The organism is Ruegeria sp. CDSA221, from assembly GCF_059611825.1.
Window position 1 is genome coordinate 355,580 of the sequence record NZ_JBXWPK010000003.1, and the last position, 19,693, is coordinate 375,272.

Consider the following 19,693-nt stretch of genomic DNA (forward strand, 5'->3'; position numbering starts at 1 on the left):
AGAAGCTTGGGCACAGTTCAATTCATGATCATGTCTCAGAGGTTGTCTCTGCCTCGTCCAGAACCTTGCGCGCGACACGAAAGCATTCCAGCGCCTGCGGCACGCCACAATAGATGCCGATCACGTGAATAATGGCCCGGATTTCTTCTTTGCTGACGCCGTTGCTGATGGCGCCGCGACAGTGGAGTTCCCATTCGTGCATCTTGCCCAGCGCGCCGATCATGGACAGGTTCATCATTGACCGGGTCTTGGCGTCAATCACATCGTCGCCCCAGCCGAAACCCCAGCACCAAGCGGTCATTGCCTCTTGAAACGGCCGGGTAAAATCGTCGGCGGCAGCCAGGTTTTTCTCAACATATTCCGCGCCCAGGGTGCTTTTGCGTTGCTCCAGCCCTCTGAGGAACAGATCTTCGTCGAAAGTCTCGGCCATTTTGGTCTCCGGTAATCGTCACAATGAAGCGGTGCGCTGATGCACTCTACGCCTCTTACAGGTACTATCAACGCTTGCACTTTACGCCGGATAAGAAAATGCGACGGATTTTCTAGCCCCTTGGCACGAGGATCATTCCACTGCCCCGCGCATCCAGTCTTGAAGACAGGCAATTATATGTACTGACATCGCTTCACCAGCGGGCTGCGATTGTGCAAGCGGTTCAAGACGTCGCGGCTATTTGAGACACCCAAAAGTAAACGGGCCGCCGTCTTAATGAGACAGCGGCCCTTACTGACTGAATGTCGGGGTTTGGTCTCGCCCCCTCGAATACCACTTAAAAATGGACAGACTAACAAAAACTTTCGACTTCTTCGAGACCAACCCGATTTCTCAATCGGTGTGCATCCTTAATGCCTGATCTTTGAGAGCGCGACAGTGAACTAGTTCACATTAAATAAATTTATCTTCAATTCTTCCAATCAAAGAACCCGGGGCCGGCCTTTGTCAGTAGTTTTTCGGCCATCGCGCGCGCCATTTCTGCACCATCACCAATCACGCCAGTGGCGTCTTCGGCGATAGAATCAGACCCGTCCGGGCGCAGGACTTCTCCGCGCAGGCGCAGAATGCCACCACTGATATCAGCCAGCCCGGCAATCGGAGTCTCGCAGGACCCGTCAAGCGCGGCCAGCAAGGCGCGCTCGGCCAAAAGTCGATACCCGGTTTCGCTATGATGAATTGCCTCCAACATCCCTGCAGCACGGGGATCGTCACTGCGACGTTCGATACCGATTGTACCTTGTGCAATGGCGGGCAGCATATCCTCGGGCGAGATAGCAGTTGCGGGAACGTCGTCCATATTCAGGCGCCGGATACCTGCCATCGCCAGAAACGTGCAATCCGCTACGCCATCGGTCAGTTTCTTCAGGCGCGTTTGCACGTTGCCACGGAACTCGACCACATTCAGGTCAGGGCGCCGGTTCAACAGCTGAGCCCGGCGGCGCAAAGACGAGGTGCCGACCACTGCGCCATACGGCAGGTCATGAATAGAATTCAGGCTGGGCGAAATAAAAGCGTCGCGCACATCTTCGCGCGGCAGGAACGTGTCCAACACAAGACCCGCGGGCTGTTCGACCGGCATGTCCTTGGTCGAATGCACAGCAATGTCGACATCACCTCGCAGCATCGCTTCTTCGATTTCCTTGGTGAACAGGCCTTTGTTGCCGATCTCTTTCAGCGGGCGGTCCGCGTCGATCATCGCACGATTGTCGCCGGTGGTCTTGATCACCACGATTTCGAATGCATCTTCGGGCAGATCAAAGGCTGTGCCTAACCGCTGCCGGGTTTCATAGGCTTGCGCCAGCGCCAGGGGCGAACCACGGGTGCCGATTTTCAGCGGTGAGGCGGGTGAAGGCAGGGTCAATGTCATGGACACAGCTTTAGTCGCGTCACATTGCCCTGACAATGGGGGCAGAGCTTGACAAATTGCCGCCGAAGGAAGACCCGTTGCCACAAACCAGACGATTGGGGGCACAGATGGCCGAAACAAAGAAACTGCTGCGGGCATTGGCAGGACAGGTGCAGGATGTGCCTCCGATCTGGATGATGCGCCAGGCCGGGCGGTATCTGCCAGAATATCGTGCAACGCGCGCGCAGGCCGGGGATTTCCTGTCGCTGTGCTACAATCCCGAGCTTGCGGCCGAGGTCACATTGCAGCCGATCCGTCGCTATGGGTTCGATGCAGCTATCCTGTTTGCGGATATCCTGCTGGTACCACAGGCGCTGGGTGCGGATCTTTGGTTTGTCACCGGTGAAGGCCCGCGTTTGTCGACTATCACGCAACAATCCGAGTTTGATGCGCTGAAATCGGTCGAGGATATCCACGAAACACTCTCGCCAGTCTATGAGACAGTGCGCATCCTGTCACGGGAATTGCCATCCGAGACAACCTTGATCGGTTTTGCTGGCGCCCCGTGGACAGTGGCGACCTACATGATCGCCGGACGCGGCACCCCGGATCAAGGCCCCGCCCATGCGCTGCGCGAGGGGAATACTGCGCTGTTCGAAGCATTGCTGGACCGGATCACGCTGGCCACGATCGAATATCTTTCAGCCCAGATCGAGGCCGGCGCCGAGGTAGTCAAGATATTCGACAGCTGGGCCGGATCGCTGAAGGGTGAGGCGTTCCGCAAATATGCGGTCGAGCCGTGCCGCGTAATCACCCAGGCCATCAAGGAACGTCACCCCGGCATCCCGGTGATCGGATTCCCGCGAGAGGCCGGAGATGGCTATATCGGGTTCGCCAAAACCACGGGGGTTGATTGCGTCGCGTTGGACAATTCGGTCTCGCCGGAATGGGGCGCCGAGCATGTCCAGGTGGATGGTTGCGTACAGGGCAATCTGGCGTCGTCGCATATGGTGACCGGCGGTCAAGCGCTGGTGGACGAGACCCGGCGGATTGTCGATGCATTCTCCAAAGGGCCGCATATCTTCAATCTGGGTCATGGCATCACGCCCGATGCCGATCCCGACAACGTTCAGCGTATGATCGACGCAGTGCGCAACCGCTAGGCTTTGGGTCGGGCGTCCAGCTCGGCCAGTATGTCTTGTGTATGATCTCCGCGGCGCGGGCTGGGTCTGGGCTTCCACTCCCGCTCGGAAAACCGCGGCGCGGCGGCGGCCTGTAGCATACCGTCGGGGGCAAGCCAGATCTGGCGTGCTGTGTTCATGGCATGGTTCTGCGCTTCGGACGGGTTGAGCACCGGTGCAACACAGGCGTCACTTGCTGCAAACAGCGCCGCCCAATGATCACGTGGTTTGCCAGCAAAGATTTCAGCCAGCCGCCGGGTCAGCGCGGGCCAGGTGGAAGCATCATATTGCTGCCGAAATTCGGGATCGCCAGACAGGTCCAATATCTGCAGGAACTCGGCATAGAATTTCGGCTCCAGGCACTGCACCGCCACAAATCCACCATCAGAGCAGGCATAGGTTCGGCTCCAATGGGGACCGTCCAGAAGGCTGTGTCCGCGCGTATCTGACAGGTTTCCGGTTTGGCGCAGGCTCATCAGCAGGTTCATCATATGGGCCGAGCCGTCATAAATAGCGGCGTCCACGACCGTGCCCTTTCCTGTGCGTGCCGCATTCAGCAATCCGGCCAGAATGCCCGCGACCAGATACATGGCACCGCCACCGATATCACCCACCAAAGTGGCCGGGGTTTGCGGCGGTTGGTCCGGTTGCGACGCATACCAAAGCGCCCCGGACAGTGCGATATAGTTCAGATCGTGCCCGGCATTCTTGGACAAGGGGCCGTCCTGTCCCCAACCCGTCATACGGCCATAAATCAGCTTTGGGTTCAGATCGCGACAGATATCAGGGCCAAGGCCCAGCTTTTCCATCACACCGGGTCGAAACCCTTCGATCAGTGCATCAGCCGTGGCGATCAGGCGCCGGGCCACATCCAGATCGGCCGGGTCTTTGAGGTTCAGGCTGATCGAGCGCTTACCCCGATCCAGAACTGACTGTTCGGGCATGCCCGGAGTCGCGGCCTGCCCCTTGCGGTGGATGGTGATCACATCTGCACCGAGATCGGCCAACAGCATGGCGGCAAAGGGACCGGGGCCCAAGCCCTCGATTTCGATGATCCGAATTCCACTTAACATACCAGTCCTCCTGCCCGCGCAGGGTTTCGGGGCCAGCCAGGAAATGCAAGCCCGGACTGGAAAGGCCAATTGGAAAGCTGAGCAAAATGTGTGAATTGGGCCTGTTCTGTGGCTAACTCGCAGGGTAGTGTCGCCGCCAGAACGGGGGAGGCGCATGACAACAATTCTGTCCATCAGGGATTTGCGAAAGTCCTATGCCGGAGGTTTTGAGGCGCTAAAGGGCGTGTCTCTGGACATCGAGCAGGGAGAAATCCTGGCTCTTCTGGGTCCCAACGGTGCAGGCAAGACCACGCTGATTTCGACGGTGTGTGGAATAACGACGCCAACCTCAGGAAGCGTGACCGTCGGCGGCCACGATATCCAGACTGATTTTCGCGCAGCACGCCGGATGATCGGTTTGGTTCCGCAGGAAATCGCGCTCGAACCCTTTGAAAAGGTCTGGAACACTGTGCGATTGTCGCGCGGGCTGTTCGGGCTTGGGCAGAACAACGCACGTATCGAAGAAATTCTGCGCAAATTGTCTTTGTGGGAAAAACGCAAAAACGCGATCAAAGAACTATCGGGCGGTATGAAACGTCGGGTTCTGATCGCAAAAGCGCTGGCACACGAGCCGCGTGTTCTGTTTCTGGACGAGCCGACCGCAGGTGTTGATGTCGAACTGCGCAAAGACATGTGGGAAATCGTGGCCGAGTTGAAGCAGGCCGGTGTCACCATCATTCTAACCACCCACTATATCGAAGAGGCCGAGGCCATTGCCGACCGTGTCGGCGTCATCGACAAGGGTGAACTGCTACTGGTTCAGGACAAAGACACTTTGATGGCGCAGATGGGAAAGAAGCAGATCGAAGTCATGCTGACCCAGCCCATTCAAACCGTCCCCGACAGTCTGGCCGCACACAATCTCAAACTGAATGGCAAGGGTGACGCGCTGGTTTATACCTACGACACAAATGCCGACCGCACTGGCATCACCACCCTGTTGAACGATGTGGCCGAGGCCGGACTGATTTTACGCGATGTACAAACGCGTCAGTCCAGCCTTGAAGAGATCTTTGTCAATATGGTGTCGGGAGAAGCCACATGAACTGGTCCGCCATTACTGCCATCTACCGGTTCGAAATGGCCCGGTTCTTCCGCACCCTTGCGCAAAGCTTCATATCTCCGGTCCTGTCGACATCGCTGTATTTCGTTGTCTTTGGCACGGCGATTGGCAGCCGGATACAAGAGGTCGAAGGCGTATCCTATGGTGCGTTCATCGTTCCGGGGCTGGTCATGTTATCTGTTGTGACGCTGTCGATCTCGAACGCCTCTTTCGGGATCTATTTCCCAAAGTTTCTGGGAACGATATATGAGCTTCTTTCGGCGCCGGTGAATTTCATCGAGATCGTCATCGGCTATGTCGGAGCAGCGGCGACAAAGTCGCTGTTTGTGGGTGTCGTGATCCTTGTGACCTCTGCATTCTTTGTGGATTTGCGTATTGAACACCCGCTTGCCATGGTGACATTTCTAGTCCTGACCTGCCTCAGCTTTTCCTTGCTGGGCTTCATCATCGGCATCTGGGCCAGCAATTTCGAACAGATGTCTTTGGTTCCGCAACTCGTGGTGACACCGCTGATCTTTCTGGGCGGTACCTTTTATTCGATTTCGATGCTGCCCCCGCTGTGGCAGACCATCACCCTGTTCAACCCGGTCGTCTATCTGATCTCGGGCTTTCGCTGGTCGTTTTACGGCCTGGCCGATGTGCCGATCATGTTCAGCCTTTTGGCCATACTGGCGTTTACCGGCGTGTGTCTGGGCATCATCGGATGGATCTTCAAAACTGGCTGGCGCATCCGGAGTTAGGCAATGGACGGCGTTGCATTTTTGCCCATCACCTTCAGTAAATACGTTCACGCGACCGATAACGGTCAGCCGCTCCCTTGTTTACCGCGTGGGCGCACTCTACATCGGCACCCATGAAGGTCAGCCTGCCGTTTCTCAAAAAACAGCCAACCGTTTCGGTCGTGCGCTTGTCGGGTGCAATCGGCATGTCCGGGCGCGGGTCGATGTCTGACACAACTCTGGCACCGGTTCTCGAAAAAGCATTTCGCAAAGGCAAACCTGCCGCCGTCGCGCTTGAGGTCAACTCGCCCGGCGGATCCCCGGTCCAAAGTTCATTGATCGGTGCGCGCATTCAGCGTCTTTCGAAAGAACTGGATGTTCCCGTCTTCGCATTTGTCGAGGATGTGGCAGCTTCGGGTGGCTATTGGTTGGCAGCGGCAGCTGATGAGATTTACGCCGATGACAGTTCGGTACTGGGTTCGATTGGCGTGATCTCTTCGGGGTTCGGCGCACATCTTTTCCTTGAGAGGCAGGGTTTCGAACGGCGAGTGCACACGGCGGGCCATTCGAAATCCATGTTGGATCCCTTTGCCCCGGAAAAACCTGAAGATGTCGCAAGGCTTGAAGGCCTGCTACGCGATATCCACGAGAACTTCACTGCTCATGTCAAAGCACGACGCGGGGTAAAGCTTGAAACGGGTGCTGATCTGTTCACTGGCGAAGTCTGGCTGGCACGCCGCGCGCATGAACTTGGCCTGATCGACGGCATCGCTCATCTCAAACCCAAAATGCAGGACCGGTTTGGCGATAAAGTAAAATTCCGCCGTTACGGGCTGCGCAAGCCATTCTGGTCACGGTTCGGCGCCTCCTTGGCACAGGACGCGGTTGCCGGACTTGAGGAGCGTGCCGCATACGCACGTTTCGGTTTGTAACGTGATTATCAAGATCGTGACCCTCTTTTTGATTGCCATGGGCGTCCTGGCAATGTTCGGCAAACTGCGGTTCCCGGGGCAGAAAAAACTGCAATCCGCAAGATGCCCGCGCTGTCATCGGTTCAGGATCGGTAAAGGTCCCTGTGCCTGCGAAAAAGGAGGCCGCGCATGACGGCATGGCTGTTATCCGGTCTCGGTTTGTTGATCCTGTTGCTGGCGGGTGATGCGCTGGTACGCGGTGCCGTGAACCTCAGCCTGCGGATTGGAGTACCGGCGTTGATCGTTAGTTTGACGATCGTGGCATTCGGCACCTCGGCGCCAGAACTTCTGATTGCAATCAGTGCAATTAAGGAAAACGCACCGGGCATCGCCCTGGGTAACGTTGTGGGGTCGAACACGGCCAATATCCTGCTGGTGCTGGGCCTGCCTGCGCTGCTTGCCACGCTGCACACCAGCGAATGCGACAGCCGCAAGAACTATGTGTTCATGTTGCTGGCAACCGTTCTGTTCATCGGCCTTGCCTTCTGCGGCGTGTTCAACCTGTTCAGCGGCGCGATTTTGCTGGCTGCTCTCAGCTTTGTTCTATGGACCGCCTTCCGAGAAGCCCATGCCCATCGTAAGGCCTGTGGCAAAGCCTGCGCCGAGGATGACGATTTTGATGGCCTCGAAGAAGCCGATCCAGACATGCCCTATTGGAAGATTTCAGTCTACCTGGTGCTCGGACTGATAGGCCTGCCGATGGGCGCACATCTTCTGGTCGACAACGCTACAATCATTGCCCGCACTTACGGCGTCAGCGAGACTGTAATCGGATTGACACTTATAGCGGTGGGAACTTCTCTGCCGGAACTGGCGACCACTGTTATGGCTGCACTGCGCCGACAAGCCGATGTCGCATTGGGCAATGTTATCGGGTCCAACATGTTCAATCTGTTGGCCATCGTCGGCATTGCAACCCTGTTTGGGCGCATTCCTGTTGATCCAGAATTCCTGCGATTTGATCTTTGGGTCATGCTGGGCGCATCACTCCTTTTGGTCCCCTTTGTATTTTTCAAACGGGATATCACCCGCGGATGGGGAATTCTGTTGACAAGCCTTTACGCGGTTTACGTTATTTCCTTGTTGGTGTGACACAAAGAGAGGCCGCATGACCCGAGCCCTAGTTACCGGTGCCGGAATTCGCCTTGGTAGGGCAATGGCCCTTTATCTGGCCGGGCGTGGGTACGACGTGGCGGTCCATTACGCCTCCTCTGAACAAGAGGCATCTAAGGTTGTCGCTGAAATCAGGGCCCTAGGCCGCAATGCGGTAGCTCTGCAGGCCGACCTGTTAGAAGAAGCAAGCGTGGCTGCCCTGCTGCCACGCGCATCCGAGGCGCTGGGCGGACCCATTACCTGCCTGGTCAACAACGCTTCGATATTTGAATACGACAACATCCACACGGCCACCCGGCAAAGCTGGGACCGCCACATGAACAGCAACCTGCGGGCGCCATTCGTTTTGACTCAGGCGATGGCTGAACAGGGTCTGGAACCTGAAACCGATGATACGGGCGAGCCGCTGGCAACGGGCCTGATTGTAAATATGGTCGACATGCGGGTCCGCAAACTGACGCCCGAATTCATGTCCTACACCGTCGCCAAAATGGGGCTATGGGCGTTGACCCGTACTGCAGCTCAGGCGCTAACCCCGGCGATCCGCGTCAATGCCATCGGACCGGGACCGACGATGCAGGGTCACAGGCAATCCGAAGATCACTTCAAAGCACAGCGCGCCAACACCATTCTGGAACGTGGGTCAAACCCCTCTGACATCACCGCTGCACTTGGGTATTTCCTGGATGCTCATGCGGTCACCGGCCAGATTCTCTGCGTGGATGGCGGACAGCATTTGGGGTGGCAGACACCGGATGTTCTGGGCGTGGAATAACGTTTGGTGCTGGAAGTTTTGCACCGCTCTCATTTCTGTTATCAATCCGTTACAAAAATGTCTTTTTTTTCATACACTTGCCATGTGTAGAAATTTTTACTGTTTAAATTCAATAGATTACATATGTGCCTATTTTTTAAGCAAATCAAGGAATCCTTAATGAAACAAGGGAAAATTCAAGCCCCACAAAAGTTATCTGCACAGTTATCCACAGAATACGTGGATTTGTTTTCCCTTGATCTGAAGCGCTCAAGATTGCAGCCATGGTCAAAGAATCACATATTTTGGCCATGACCTCTCAAGACGACACCAACAGCTCTCAGAATGACGCCCAGTCGACAGGATACGCCTGCATCCAGCGATATGCGAAAACGCTCGACAGTTCACCTGGCGTGTACAGGATGCTGGATGCGGACAGCCGGGTTCTTTACGTCGGCAAGGCGCGCAATCTGAAGGCACGGGTGTCGAACTATACAAGACCGGGACACTCTGGCCGGATCGAGCGGATGATTGCGGCCACGGCCTCGATGATGTTCCTGACGACCCGGACCGAGACCGAGGCGCTGCTGCTTGAACAGAACCTGATCAAGCAGCTCAAACCGAAATATAACGTGCTGCTGCGCGACGACAAAAGCTTTCCCAATATTCTGGTGGCAAAGGACCATGTCTTTCCACAGATCAAAAAGCATCGGGGAGCAAAAAAGGAAAAAGGCGCGTATTTCGGCCCCTTCGCCAGCGCGGGTGCCGTGAACCGAACCCTGAACCAGCTGCAAAAGGCCTTCCTGCTGCGCAACTGTTCTGACTCGATGTTCGAAAGCCGCACCCGTCCCTGCCTGCTCTATCAGATCAAGCGGTGTTCTGGGCCTTGTGTCGGGTTGATCTCGGATCAGGACTACCGTGAAAGCGTCAAGGATGCGGAACGATTCCTGTCAGGCCGGTCGACCAAAGTGCAAGAGGAACTGGCCGAACAGATGATGGCCGCGTCTGAGGCGATGGAGTTTGAACGCGCCGCTGGCCTGCGCGATCGCATCCGGGCGCTGACGCAGGTGCAGACCTCGCAAGGCATTAACCCGCGCGGTGTGGCCGAGGCGGATGTGATCGGCCTGTATATGGACGGTGGGCAGGCTTGCGTTCAGGTGTTCTTCATCCGCGCCAACCAGAACTGGGGCAACAAGGACTTCTATCCCCGCGTCGGGGCAGATGTGTCAGCCGCCGAGGTGATGGAGGCGTTTCTGGGTCAGTTCTATGACAACAAGGAACCACCCCGTCAGTTGATCCTGTCAGATGCCATTGAAAACGCCGATCTGATGCAAGAGGCGCTGACCGAAAAAGCCGGTCGCAAGGTAGAAATCCTTGTGCCCCAGCGTGGTGAGAAACAAGAACTTGTCGCAGGGGCCATACGCAACGCGCGTGAATCCCTGGCCCGGCGGATGTCGGAAAGTGCCACGCAGGCCAAACTGTTGCGCGGGATCGCCGAGGCATTTGATCTGGATGCCCCGCCAAACCGGATCGAAGTCTACGACAACTCCCATATTCAAGGAACAAATGCCGTGGGCGGCATGATCGTGGCCGGCCCCGAAGGTTTCATGAAAAATGCCTATCGCAAGTTCAACATTCGTGGAGATGACCTGACCCCCGGTGACGACTTTGGCATGATGAAAGAGGTGCTGACCCGCCGCTTTACCCGCCTGCAAAAAGAAGACCCCGACCGTGACAAGGGAATGTGGCCCGATCTGCTGTTGATTGACGGTGGCGCCGGGCAAGTGAGCGCCGTCCATGAGATTATGGCGCAGCACGGGGTCGAAGAGATTCCCATGATAGGTGTCGCCAAAGGCGTTGACCGCGACCATGGTAAGGAAGAATTTCACCGCACTGGCCAAAGGCCCTTTGCGCTGAAACGCAACGACCCGGTGCTCTATTTCATTCAGCGCCTAAGAGACGAGGCCCACCGGTTTGCCATCGGCACCCATCGAGCCAAGCGTGCCAAGGCCGTGGGGGCCACACCGCTGGATGAAATCCCCGGCGTAGGGGCCGCGCGCAAACGAGCCCTGTTGGCTCATTTCGGCAGCGCCAAAGCAGTTGGCCGGGCCAACCTGGCCGATCTGAAAGCGGTCGAAGGGATTTCGGCCGGCTTGGCGCAAAAGGTCTATGATTTCTTCCACGACAAGGGCTAGGCCCGCCGCCCGCGCCACAGGATGTACAGCCCCGAGGCCACAATCAGCGCGCTGCCGATCCACATGGTCTGGTCTAGTTGCTCGCCGAACAGGAACACGCCCAGACCGATACCGAACAGCAGACGCGTATAGCGGAACGGCGTCACGGCCGAGACCTCTCCGATCCGCATCGCCTTCATAAGCGAGGCATAGGCCATCACACCCATAAGCACCGCACCGGTCAGAAACAGACCGTTGTACAGATCGAGCGGGACGATTGGCACGCCCTCCCACAGGCGATAGGCCAAACCGGCAACGATGATGCTGAGGAAGCCGTAAAAGCCCAAAACCTCAGTCCCCAGTGTCGCCGGGGCTGCGCGGCTGGCCAGATCGCGACCGGCAAAGCCCAACATGCCCAGCACCGCCAGAATGGACAGCGCCGAAAAGCTGTCTCCGGTCGGTTGCAGGATGACTACAACGCCAATCAGACCGATCAGAATCGCGCTCCACCGTCGCCAGCCAACTGTTTCGCCAAAGATCAGCGCAGCGCCAGCGACCACGACCAACGGAGTCGCCTGCAAAATCACAGTAGCTGAGGACAAAGGCGTCAGCACAATGGCTAAGACATAGAATAACCGTCCGAATACCTCGAAGAGCACGCGCACTTTCATCGGGCGCGACAGGACATCCGGCTGAAACAGTTGCGTGCCGCGCGCCAGTGCAACCGCCGCAAAGACCAGCGCCCCACCCACCCCGAACAGAACCATCACCTGCCAGATCGGTACGGCACCCGAAGCCGCTTTCAACAGCGCGTCTTCCAGCGCAAACCCCGCCATTGCAGCGATCATCCACAGGCTGCCGGTCAGATTTGACCGGGCATCGGTTTGTATATGAGCTGTCATGATGTGCCTTCTGTCCCGGATACGTGCGGTGAACCTGACCGCAAAAAGAACAAACTCCAAGGGGCATGGGCGCACCACGCCTTGCCTGCGGCGCTTTGACCAAGTTCAGGGGACAAGTACGGTTTTTTGACTGTCTATCTTTTCTGTTGGATTTTAGCGATGTAGGGTCCGCTGCATGAAGTGGAACCTGCCCAATATTCTGACCGTCCTGCGTCTGCTGGCAGCCCCAGGGCTGGCCGTGATGTTTTTGTATTTCACCCGGCCCTATGCCGACTGGTTCGCGTTGATCCTGTTTCTGACAGCCGCCTTAACCGACTGGTTCGATGGCTATCTGGCACGAGCGTGGAAGCAGGAAACAAAAATTGGCGCCATGCTGGACCCGATTGCCGATAAGGCGATGGTGGTGATCGCGCTGATGATCTTGGTCGGGTATTCGGCCGAACACTGGACGCCGTGGCTGGTCCTGCCTGCCACTGTGATCCTGTTCCGAGAGGTCTTTGTGTCAGGCCTGCGCGAATATCTGGGTGATACGGCTGGGACGCTGAAAGTTACCAAACTTGCCAAATGGAAAACCACGGCCCAGATGGTGGCGATAGCCGTCTTGTTTTCACAGGGCATCTTCGAGCATTACTTTGTGATGGCCAGCTTCGGCATGGACCCAACGCTGATCGACCAGATTCTGACCGGGCAAGAAGAAGACCTGAACGGCCTGCGCTGGCATCTTGAAGGGATGTTCTGGTCCAGTCGGATCGGCCTGTGGCTGCTGTGGATCGCAGCAGCGCTGACATTGATCACCGGCTATGACTACCTACGTAAAGCCATGCCACACCTGAAGGAGAACTAAGGGATGGATGTGCTGTATTTCGCATGGGTCCGCGAACGGATTGGCCTGCCGAAAGAACGGGTTGAAACCGAGGCCGCCACCGTATCCGATCTGGTCGCAGAACTTAGCGCGCGCGAGGATCGCTATGCAGCGGCCTTTGCGGATCTGTCGGCCTTACGTGTTGCGCTGGATCAGGAATTGTCGGATTTTGACGCCCCGTTGGCGGGCGTTCGTGAGGTTGCCTTTTTCCCACCAATGACAGGTGGCTGAAGTCATGCGCATCGTGGTGCAGGAAGACCCGTTTGACCTAGGTACCGAGGCAAATGACTTTGCGGCGGGCGATGCTGCAAATGGCGCAATCGTGACCTTTACCGGTGTTGTGCGTGATCTGGCCACGGGCGATTTGGACGTGATGGAGATTGAGCATTATCCGGGCATGACGGAACGGGCCTTGACCCAGATTGCGCAAGAAGCAATAGACCGCTGGTCGCTGGGCAATGTGCTGGTGATCCATCGGCATGGCAGGCTCGCTCCGGGGGATCGGATCATGATGGTGGCCACTGCCGCACCGCATCGCAAGGATGCGTTCGAGGCGGCCGAATATCTGATGGACTACCTAAAATCCCGCGCCCCCTTCTGGAAGAAAGAAATCACCACCGCTGGTGCGGAGTGGGTTTCGGCCAAGGACGAAGACGAAGATGCACTGACCCGGTGGTAAACACGGGTCCCTGCATATAAGCCTTTGCACCATGCTGTTCGTATTCGGTGCTCACATGCTTCTCACCGTGTGCTGCAAATTTGGATCCGCCAAAACTATGCTGGATAAAGGTGTTGGCTTCAGGCAGCCGCTCAGTTTCGATCAACTCTAGAACCGAAAGCAAAACATCCCGCATGTGGGCAAAGATGTTGAGACAATCTTCCTCCGCCGAAGCCGCAAAAGAAATGACTATCGACAGGAAAGCGGTAATTAGCGCTGTCAGAATGCCGGTTCCGAATAGATAGTCGTTGAACGGATTTTTGACATCGTAGAAGCCCCTGAAGGTTAGAGTTTCCCATTCGATTTCGACCCTAAGTACAGACGGAAGATGCCGACTGGAACTTGGCGGCATATCACTCAGCTGCGTGGATCCAGGAAGCACCAAAACCAGCTTGTTTTGGAGTTCTGGACTACCTGACGTTGCACAAGGCCCTTATCCGGAAACAGGGAATCGCGTTCACGGGATCGATGCGCATGTCCTAGCCTGAACAAAGAAGCACGTTCTCGGGGCTCTTTGGCGCACCCGGCAAAGCACCGGCCAATAAATTCGGTCACTTTTCGGAGGGGTCACTTTCTGCATAGTCTCGCAGTACTTGAATGTCCGAGAGCAGGGCATGTGTCCGGTCAATTTTAACGCCAAACGGCTTTAGCCGGGAAAAGGCGCGGCTCAGGCTTTCGGGCTTCATGCCCAGGCGCCCGGCAATCAACATCTTGTCATAGGGCAGCTCGACAATGCAGTCCCCCATCTCGGCTTCGCAGAGAGTCAGAAGAAATTCTGCCACCCGCTGTGCGCCGGTCTGGGCCTTAAGCTGCTCAAGCTGGGCGACCAGAGAATGCAGATGGGTAAAGGTAGCTGCCAGAATTGACACCCCAATTTCCGGGTCCTCTCGCATAAGGGACAAAAGGACCGGACTTGGAATGTGCATGATCTCACAGGCCGAAACTGCCTCGGCCGAAACCGGATAGGGAACGTTACGCAAGGCGACCGCTTCGCCAAAGCTTTCGCCGCGGGTGAAAACGCTGACAACTGCTTCGGCACCGGTAGGGGACATGCGAAACAGCTTTACCCAGCCCGACAGAACCACATGAATGGCCTGGGCTTTTTCTTCCTGTAGAAAAATCGTCTCTCCGCGATCATATTTCCGCCAGATCGCGTGACTTAACAGCGTGTCGATATGATGCTCGGGAAAGCTCTTGAGCAATAGTGACTGCTTGGCGATCGCTTTAAGTGCCTCATGCGCCACGAAGCTTTCCCCTCTTTTCTAGTTGCGTACCCGATCAGTACGTCCGTCCTCTTAAGGCTATGCCAAACCTTCGGCTTCCAAGCCAGCCTTTCCTTTCTGCGGCTTGACATTTGTCATGTTGCGTAGCGGGCCCGGCACATAGTCTTGCTGGAAAGCCAGTATTCCCGGGAGTGTTCGAGATGGACTACGAGCGATTTTTCAGCCAAAGCCTTGAGCATCTGCGCGACGAAGGCAACTACCGCATCTTCATTGATCTACAGCGCCGCTGTGGCGCGTTCCCGAATGCACGCCAGACGGACGGCGCTTTACAGCGCGACGTACGAATTTGGTGTTCCAACGACTATCTGGGAATGGGCCAGCATCCTGATGTAGTCGGGGCAATGCACAATGCACTCGACCGTTGCGGCGCGGGCGCAGGGGGCACACGCAATATCTCGGGCACGACACATGACCACGTTTTGCTGGAACAGGAACTGGCCGACCTCCACGGGAAAGAAGCCGCCCTTCTGTTCACCTCGGGCTATGTGTCGAACTGGGCGGCACTTGGGACGCTGGCTGCGAAGATCCCAGGTCTGATCGTATTCTCGGACGCTTTGAACCATGCCTCCATGATTGAAGGCATCCGCCATTCGCGGGCACAAAAAGTGATCTGGAAGCACAATGATCTGGCGGACCTAGAGGCAAAGCTGGCCGCAGCCGATTCAGATGCGCCCAAGATGATCGCCTTCGAATCTGTCTATTCGATGGATGGGGACATCGCTCCGATCAAAGAGATTTGCGACCTGGCAGATAGATATGGTGCGATGACCTATCTGGACGAGGTCCACGCCGTTGGCCTTTATGGCTCGCGCGGTGGTGGCATCGCCGAACGCGAAGGGTTGATGGATCGCCTGACCGTCATAGAAGGGACGCTGGGCAAGGCCTTCGGCGTGGTTGGCGGTTACATCGCGGCATCCGCTGCCTTGTGTGACTTTGTCCGCAGCTTTGCCAGCGGGTTCATATTTACCACCGCCCTCCCACCCGCAATAGCAGCAGGCGCTGCCGCCTCGATCCAACACCTCAAGCAATCCAATACCGAGCGTGATCTGCAGAAAACCCGCGTTGCGCAGGTGCGCGCCAAACTGGACGCCGAAGGCATCCCGCATTTGCCCAATCCCAGCCACATCATCCCGGTGATGGTAGGTGACCCGGTGAAATGCAAATTCATCTCGGATACGCTGCTGGAAGAATTCGGGATCTATATTCAGCCGATCAACTATCCGACCGTTCCCAAAGGCACCGAACGCCTGAGAATTACCCCCTCTCCGGTTCATACAAACGAAGATATCGACAATCTGGTCGGTGCCTTATCGGCCCTGTGGCAACGGTGTCAGATCGCGAGAATGCCGATGGCCGCACAATAACCGAGGCGTCCCCGCACTTGGAGAACTGCCGCCCCACGGGGGCGGCTTTTTTCATGTCAAAACAGTGAGAGGCCGAAGATCACCATCGCAAATCCGGTCAGTACCATGGTGAAACTGCTCAGCCAGGCCGGGCTGTGCGTCAGGTCCAGATATCGTGCAAGGATAATGCGGGCTTTGGACAGGGCCAGGATCAAAATGCCTGCGCTCAACACCGGTGCGGACAGGGGGAGTATCGTCAGCAGGGCCGAAGCGGTGCTCAGAACCAACAGGCTGAGCCATGCGCGGGTGAGTGGGTTTGAGAGCATCCAGCGGGAGCTTTTTGGATCCGATGAGGTTTGGGTCATGTCCGTCATCCCAACAGGTAGATCACGGGGAACAGCATGATCCAGACGAGATCGACCATGTGCCAAAACTGGGCGCCGGCCTCGATGTTGCGGGGATTGTCCCGCCAGGCGACCAGCAGCAGGATAACAACCCCAGCCAACACATGTGCCGCGTGGAAGCCGGTGAGCAGATAGTAGAACAGGAAGAACGGATGGGTCTCGTAGGTAATTCCTTGTGCAGCCTTGTCCGCGTATTCCACGCCTTTGATGATCAGGAATACAACGCCCAGCGCGGCAGCTGCGATTAACGCCAGGCGGGCAGCAGTCCGACGCGCAATCTGCCGCCAATGCAAGGCTTGCGCAGCCAGATAGCCAGAGGTGACCAGAACCGCAGTGTTCAGCGCGGCTCCGGTGCGGTGCAGATGCGATTGCGCCTCGGCAAAGCCCGCCGGATCGGTCAGGCGCACGCCCATGAAAGCGATCAGGCCCGCGCCAAAGACCAGCAGCTCCGAAATGATCAGAACCCACATCAGTAATTCGCCGGGCAACTCGTCGATAAGGGACGCGTCGCTCATGCGCCGACCAGTTGGCGGTAGATTTGCGGCAGCGCCATAGTCAGGCGATGCGGGTCCGGGATGACGGCAAAGCCACCCTGCCCGAACATCCGCGGGAACCAGCTTTTACCTGTCTTGTCGATGGTGACGCCAAAGACCGATTGCCCGGCTCGGCGCGCCTCGCGCACGGCCATGTGGGTGTCTTCGATTCCGTGGCGGCCTTCGTAGTGGTCAAGATCATTGGGTTTGCCATCGGTGATCACCAGTAACAACCGGCGCTTACGCGTTTGGGTGGCCAGATCGGCCGAGCAATGGCGGATCGCGGCACCCAGCCTTGTATAGTGCCCCGGGCGTAACGATGCGATGCGCTGTTCAACCTGGCTGCCCATCACCTCATCAAACCGTTTGCAGCGTTGCACATAGACCCGCTGTCGTTTCAGTGAACTGAAGGCGTGAATGGCGAAATCGTCACCACAGGCGTTCAGGCCCCAGGCCAGCGCTGCCAGCGCCTCGCGTTCGATGTCGATCACGGCGCGGCCAGTCACGGCACTTTCGGTCGAGCGGCTGACATCCAGCAGGATGGAAACCGCCAGATCGCGTGCCTCGGGGCGGGATTGTTGCCAGATGCGTTCGGTACCTTCACCGTTGGCACAGCGGTCAACCTGCGCCCGAACGGCGGCCTCGATATCCAGCTGATCGCCGTCCAGATGGCCTCGGGTCATCACGCGGCCCGGGCGCAGCGCTTCGAACTGGCGTTTGACGGCGCGGATACGGCGGGCGGTGGCGGGGTCTTTTCCAAACTCGGCGGCATCCTCACGAGTATCGGCGTCCGAGGTTAGAACGTTGACGTGATCGGGCAGGTATTGCCCGGTGCGCACGTCCCATTCCGGATAGAGAATACGGCCCGACAGACGTTCGCGATTCACATCCTCGGGTGCCAGGTCCAGATGCAATTTCAGCTTGGTCGGCGGCGCCTTGGAAATCTGGCCCAAACCGATCTCATCCTGATCATCGGCGGCCTTTTTGGCATTGTCGGGATCATCGTCATCAATGCGACGGTTGATGTTCAGAAACTCGGCCCAGCTGAGGATCGCTTCGAATTTATGAAGGATGAAACTGTCACTGCGTTCAGCCTGGTCGGATTTGCGCCGCCGGGCACGGTGGGTTTTCTCACCCGATTCCTCGGGCGGGCCTTCAGTATCGGGGTTTTCGACATCGTTATGCTCTGAAAAACCAACAGCGCGCAATTCCGGCCACAGAGGGACAGGGCGGAAAGATTGATATCCGCGTGGGGCAGTCAGGTCATCGTCAAATGACATGAATTGCCTGGCCTTCGGGGACAAAGGCGCGGGGTCGCCCAGCCGATGGCGGATCAGTTCTTCAACCGCTGTTTCCACAGGCGGGAGGCCGAATTTGTTGCGGTCATGCAGAACACCTTTGCAAAGCTCGGTGTAAAGCGGTCGCAAGCCGGGGGCGTTGTCCAAGGTTGCATTAACCATCGTTTGTGCGGCGCTCAGCGCGTGCAGATCGGCGCGCAACGGATCATCTTCGACGATCCGGGTTCCCGCATGGGCCGCTGCGGCGGCCAGCCAAACATACAGCGCTCCGTTCGCCTCGCGCGCGGGAAACACCGCCAGACGGTCCGGGAGGCGCAGCACTTCGCCATCGAACGAAGCGCGCGGCATCAGTTCAACTTCGGTACCCAACCGACGGCGCCAGCTTAGGCGATGGTGTGAAACCTCGGGCGAGACCGGGCGCAATTCAACGCCCGGGCTGCCCCCAAGCCCGCGAAAAAGGACTGCCAGCCGCCCCGCGACCTCAGAAAGGTCGACCGCGGCTCCAACATGCACCTGGGGTGCATCGAGACGGCTGGCAAGGGAGTGCCACAGTTTCCCGATCGTTTCTTCGGGTTCCCATGGCTCAAAATCGATCCTGACCATCGGCCGGCCTCACCCAAAGACAGCCGTGACAAGATCGAGGAGCCCGCGTTTGATGTCCTCGTCATCTGTCAGAGGTTCGATCATGGCGGCAAGGATCGCGCGGTCGGTGGCCATGCCCTGCGCGATCAGCGTGGCGGCATAGACGACCAGACGGGTTGAAACGCCCTCTTCAAGATCCTGCCCCCTGAGCCCGCGCAGTTTACCTGCCAAGCGGATCAGTGGCTTGCAGCGTTCCAGCGCCAGCCCGCTTTCCTTAGCGACGACCTTTGCCTCCATCTCGGGCGACGGAAAGTCGAACTCCAGTGAGATGAACCGCTGCCGGGTCGAGGGTTTCAGGGTTTTCAGGATATTCTGATATCCCGGGTTATATGAGGCGACCAGCATGAAACCGGGCGCGGCCACAAGCTCCTCACCGGTGCGGTCGATCGGCAGGATGCGCCTGTCGTCAGTCAGCGGGTGCAGCACGACGGTCACGTCCTTGCGCGCCTCGACCACTTCATCCAGATAGCAGATCGCGCCTTCGCGCACCGCGCGGGTCAGGGGGCCATCGACCCAGATCGTTTCCCCGCCTTTCAGCAGGTAGCGCCCGATCAGGTCCGCAGCGGCAAGGTCATCGTGACAGGCCACCGTGTAAAGCGGGCGGCCAAGGCTGGCGGCCATATGCGCCACAAACCGGGTCTTGCCGCAACCTGTCGGGCCTTTCAGCAGGACCGGCAGGTTGTTGGTATAGGCAGCAGCGAACACGTCACATTCATCACCCTGTGGCAGGTAGAAGGGGGCGTCAGCCGCCCCCGTTCTCAGTTTCATGGAGCCATCCATATC

General features: G+C 57.5%; 21 protein-coding genes. 11 read left to right on the plus strand and 10 right to left on the minus strand.

Features of this window, described 5'->3' with window-relative positions; all coding sequences use genetic code 11:
* Positions 1-28 precede the first annotated feature (28 nt).
* Complete coding sequence (locus tag AC2FJ5_RS06715) at positions 29-430, minus strand: carboxymuconolactone decarboxylase family protein (RefSeq protein WP_142635290.1); 402 nt, start codon at positions 428-430, stop codon at positions 29-31.
* Positions 431-899: 469 nt separating this feature from the next.
* A complete protein-coding gene (gene hemC / locus AC2FJ5_RS06720) occupies positions 900-1,859 on the minus strand; it encodes a hydroxymethylbilane synthase (protein WP_496792848.1) in 960 nt (319 codons plus the stop codon).
* A gap of 107 nt (positions 1,860-1,966) precedes the next feature.
* Between hemC and hemE the strand changes: the two genes are divergently transcribed.
* Complete coding sequence (gene hemE / locus AC2FJ5_RS06725; RefSeq protein WP_142635288.1) at positions 1,967-3,001, plus strand: uroporphyrinogen decarboxylase; 1,035 nt, start codon at positions 1,967-1,969, stop codon at positions 2,999-3,001.
* Here the strand turns inward: hemE and AC2FJ5_RS06730 are convergent.
* Positions 2,998-4,092: a CaiB/BaiF CoA transferase family protein gene (locus AC2FJ5_RS06730; protein ID WP_496712314.1), complete on the minus strand. Its 1,095-nt coding sequence runs from the start codon at positions 4,090-4,092 to the stop codon at positions 2,998-3,000. The genes hemE and AC2FJ5_RS06730 overlap by 4 nt on opposite strands.
* 154 nt (positions 4,093-4,246) lie before the next feature.
* Between AC2FJ5_RS06730 and AC2FJ5_RS06735 the strand changes: the two genes are divergently transcribed.
* Both AC2FJ5_RS06735 and AC2FJ5_RS06740 read left to right on the plus strand, forming a co-directional pair.
* Positions 4,247-5,176, plus strand: a complete 930-nt coding sequence (locus tag AC2FJ5_RS06735) for an ABC transporter ATP-binding protein (RefSeq protein WP_142635285.1) — start codon at positions 4,247-4,249, stop codon at positions 5,174-5,176.
* Positions 5,173-5,934, plus strand: a complete 762-nt coding sequence (locus AC2FJ5_RS06740; RefSeq protein ID WP_271948588.1) for an ABC transporter permease — start codon at positions 5,173-5,175, stop codon at positions 5,932-5,934. The genes AC2FJ5_RS06735 and AC2FJ5_RS06740 overlap by 4 nt, the downstream gene beginning before the upstream one ends.
* A gap of 34 nt (positions 5,935-5,968) precedes the next feature.
* On the opposite strand, the gene AC2FJ5_RS06745 is transcribed toward AC2FJ5_RS06740, so the two are convergent.
* Positions 5,969-6,148, minus strand: a complete 180-nt coding sequence (locus AC2FJ5_RS06745) for a hypothetical protein (RefSeq protein ID WP_246097176.1) — start codon at positions 6,146-6,148, stop codon at positions 5,969-5,971.
* Between AC2FJ5_RS06745 and AC2FJ5_RS06750 the strand changes: the two genes are divergently transcribed.
* The 4 genes from AC2FJ5_RS06750 (at position 6,138) to uvrC (ending at position 10,946) form a co-directional block, all read left to right on the plus strand.
* Positions 6,138-6,845: a S49 family peptidase gene (locus AC2FJ5_RS06750; RefSeq protein ID WP_496792849.1), complete on the plus strand. Its 708-nt coding sequence runs from the start codon at positions 6,138-6,140 to the stop codon at positions 6,843-6,845. The two genes, AC2FJ5_RS06745 and AC2FJ5_RS06750, sit on opposite strands and share 11 nt — an antisense overlap.
* A gap of 168 nt (positions 6,846-7,013) precedes the next feature.
* Positions 7,014-7,976 carry a calcium/sodium antiporter gene (locus AC2FJ5_RS06755; RefSeq protein WP_142635277.1) on the plus strand — a complete coding sequence of 321 codons (963 nt, stop codon included), beginning with the start codon at positions 7,014-7,016 and terminating at the stop codon, positions 7,974-7,976.
* 16 nt (positions 7,977-7,992) lie between these two features.
* Positions 7,993-8,772 (plus strand): SDR family oxidoreductase, encoded by a 780-nt coding sequence (locus AC2FJ5_RS06760; RefSeq protein ID WP_496701012.1) that lies wholly within the window; start codon positions 7,993-7,995, stop codon positions 8,770-8,772.
* Between the two features lie 290 nt (positions 8,773-9,062).
* A complete protein-coding gene (gene uvrC / locus AC2FJ5_RS06765) occupies positions 9,063-10,946 on the plus strand; it encodes an excinuclease ABC subunit UvrC (protein ID WP_496792850.1) in 1,884 nt (627 codons plus the stop codon).
* Here the strand turns inward: uvrC and AC2FJ5_RS06770 are convergent.
* Entirely contained in the window at positions 10,943-11,827 is an 885-nt protein-coding gene (locus tag AC2FJ5_RS06770) for a DMT family transporter (protein WP_496701014.1), read from the minus strand. The genes uvrC and AC2FJ5_RS06770 overlap by 4 nt on opposite strands.
* 175 nt (positions 11,828-12,002) lie before the next feature.
* Between AC2FJ5_RS06770 and pgsA the strand changes: the two genes are divergently transcribed.
* The 3 genes from pgsA to AC2FJ5_RS06785 are packed head-to-tail and all read left to right on the plus strand — an operon-like array spanning position 12,003 to position 13,368.
* Complete coding sequence (pgsA, locus tag AC2FJ5_RS06775) at positions 12,003-12,671, plus strand: CDP-diacylglycerol--glycerol-3-phosphate 3-phosphatidyltransferase (RefSeq protein WP_496792851.1); 669 nt, start codon at positions 12,003-12,005, stop codon at positions 12,669-12,671.
* A 3-nt stretch (positions 12,672-12,674) separates the two neighbouring features.
* Positions 12,675-12,920 (plus strand): molybdopterin converting factor subunit 1, encoded by a 246-nt coding sequence (gene moaD, locus AC2FJ5_RS06780; protein ID WP_142635267.1) that lies wholly within the window; start codon positions 12,675-12,677, stop codon positions 12,918-12,920.
* Between the two features lie 4 nt (positions 12,921-12,924).
* Positions 12,925-13,368, plus strand: coding sequence for a molybdenum cofactor biosynthesis protein MoaE (locus tag AC2FJ5_RS06785; RefSeq protein WP_142635265.1), 444 nt, complete (start codon positions 12,925-12,927; stop codon positions 13,366-13,368).
* Positions 13,369-13,958: 590 nt separating this feature from the next.
* On the opposite strand, the gene AC2FJ5_RS06790 is transcribed toward AC2FJ5_RS06785, so the two are convergent.
* The gene (locus tag AC2FJ5_RS06790) at positions 13,959-14,651 is read right to left on the minus strand and encodes a Crp/Fnr family transcriptional regulator (RefSeq protein WP_271948599.1); all 693 of its coding nucleotides are present in this window, start codon (positions 14,649-14,651) and stop codon (positions 13,959-13,961) included.
* Between the two features lie 179 nt (positions 14,652-14,830).
* On the opposite strand from AC2FJ5_RS06790, the gene hemA reads away from it, so the two are divergent.
* Entirely contained in the window at positions 14,831-16,054 is a 1,224-nt protein-coding gene (gene hemA / locus AC2FJ5_RS06795; RefSeq protein ID WP_496792853.1) for a 5-aminolevulinate synthase, read from the plus strand.
* 56 nt (positions 16,055-16,110) lie between these two features.
* Here the strand turns inward: hemA and AC2FJ5_RS06800 are convergent, their stop codons facing one another.
* From AC2FJ5_RS06800 to AC2FJ5_RS06815, 4 genes are read right to left on the minus strand one after another with little or no spacing between them, the layout of a single operon-like run.
* Entirely contained in the window at positions 16,111-16,398 is a 288-nt protein-coding gene (locus tag AC2FJ5_RS06800; RefSeq protein WP_496792854.1) for a cytochrome C oxidase subunit IV family protein, read from the minus strand.
* Positions 16,399-16,403: 5 nt separating this feature from the next.
* Entirely contained in the window at positions 16,404-16,952 is a 549-nt protein-coding gene (locus AC2FJ5_RS06805) for a cytochrome c oxidase subunit 3 (RefSeq protein ID WP_281972614.1), read from the minus strand.
* Positions 16,949-18,871 carry a nitric oxide reductase activation protein NorD gene (locus tag AC2FJ5_RS06810; RefSeq protein WP_496792855.1) on the minus strand — a complete coding sequence of 641 codons (1,923 nt, stop codon included), beginning with the start codon at positions 18,869-18,871 and terminating at the stop codon, positions 16,949-16,951. The genes AC2FJ5_RS06805 and AC2FJ5_RS06810 overlap by 4 nt, the downstream gene beginning before the upstream one ends.
* A gap of 9 nt (positions 18,872-18,880) precedes the next feature.
* Entirely contained in the window at positions 18,881-19,690 is an 810-nt protein-coding gene (locus AC2FJ5_RS06815) for a CbbQ/NirQ/NorQ/GpvN family protein (protein ID WP_496792857.1), read from the minus strand.
* Positions 19,691-19,693 lie beyond the last annotated feature (3 nt).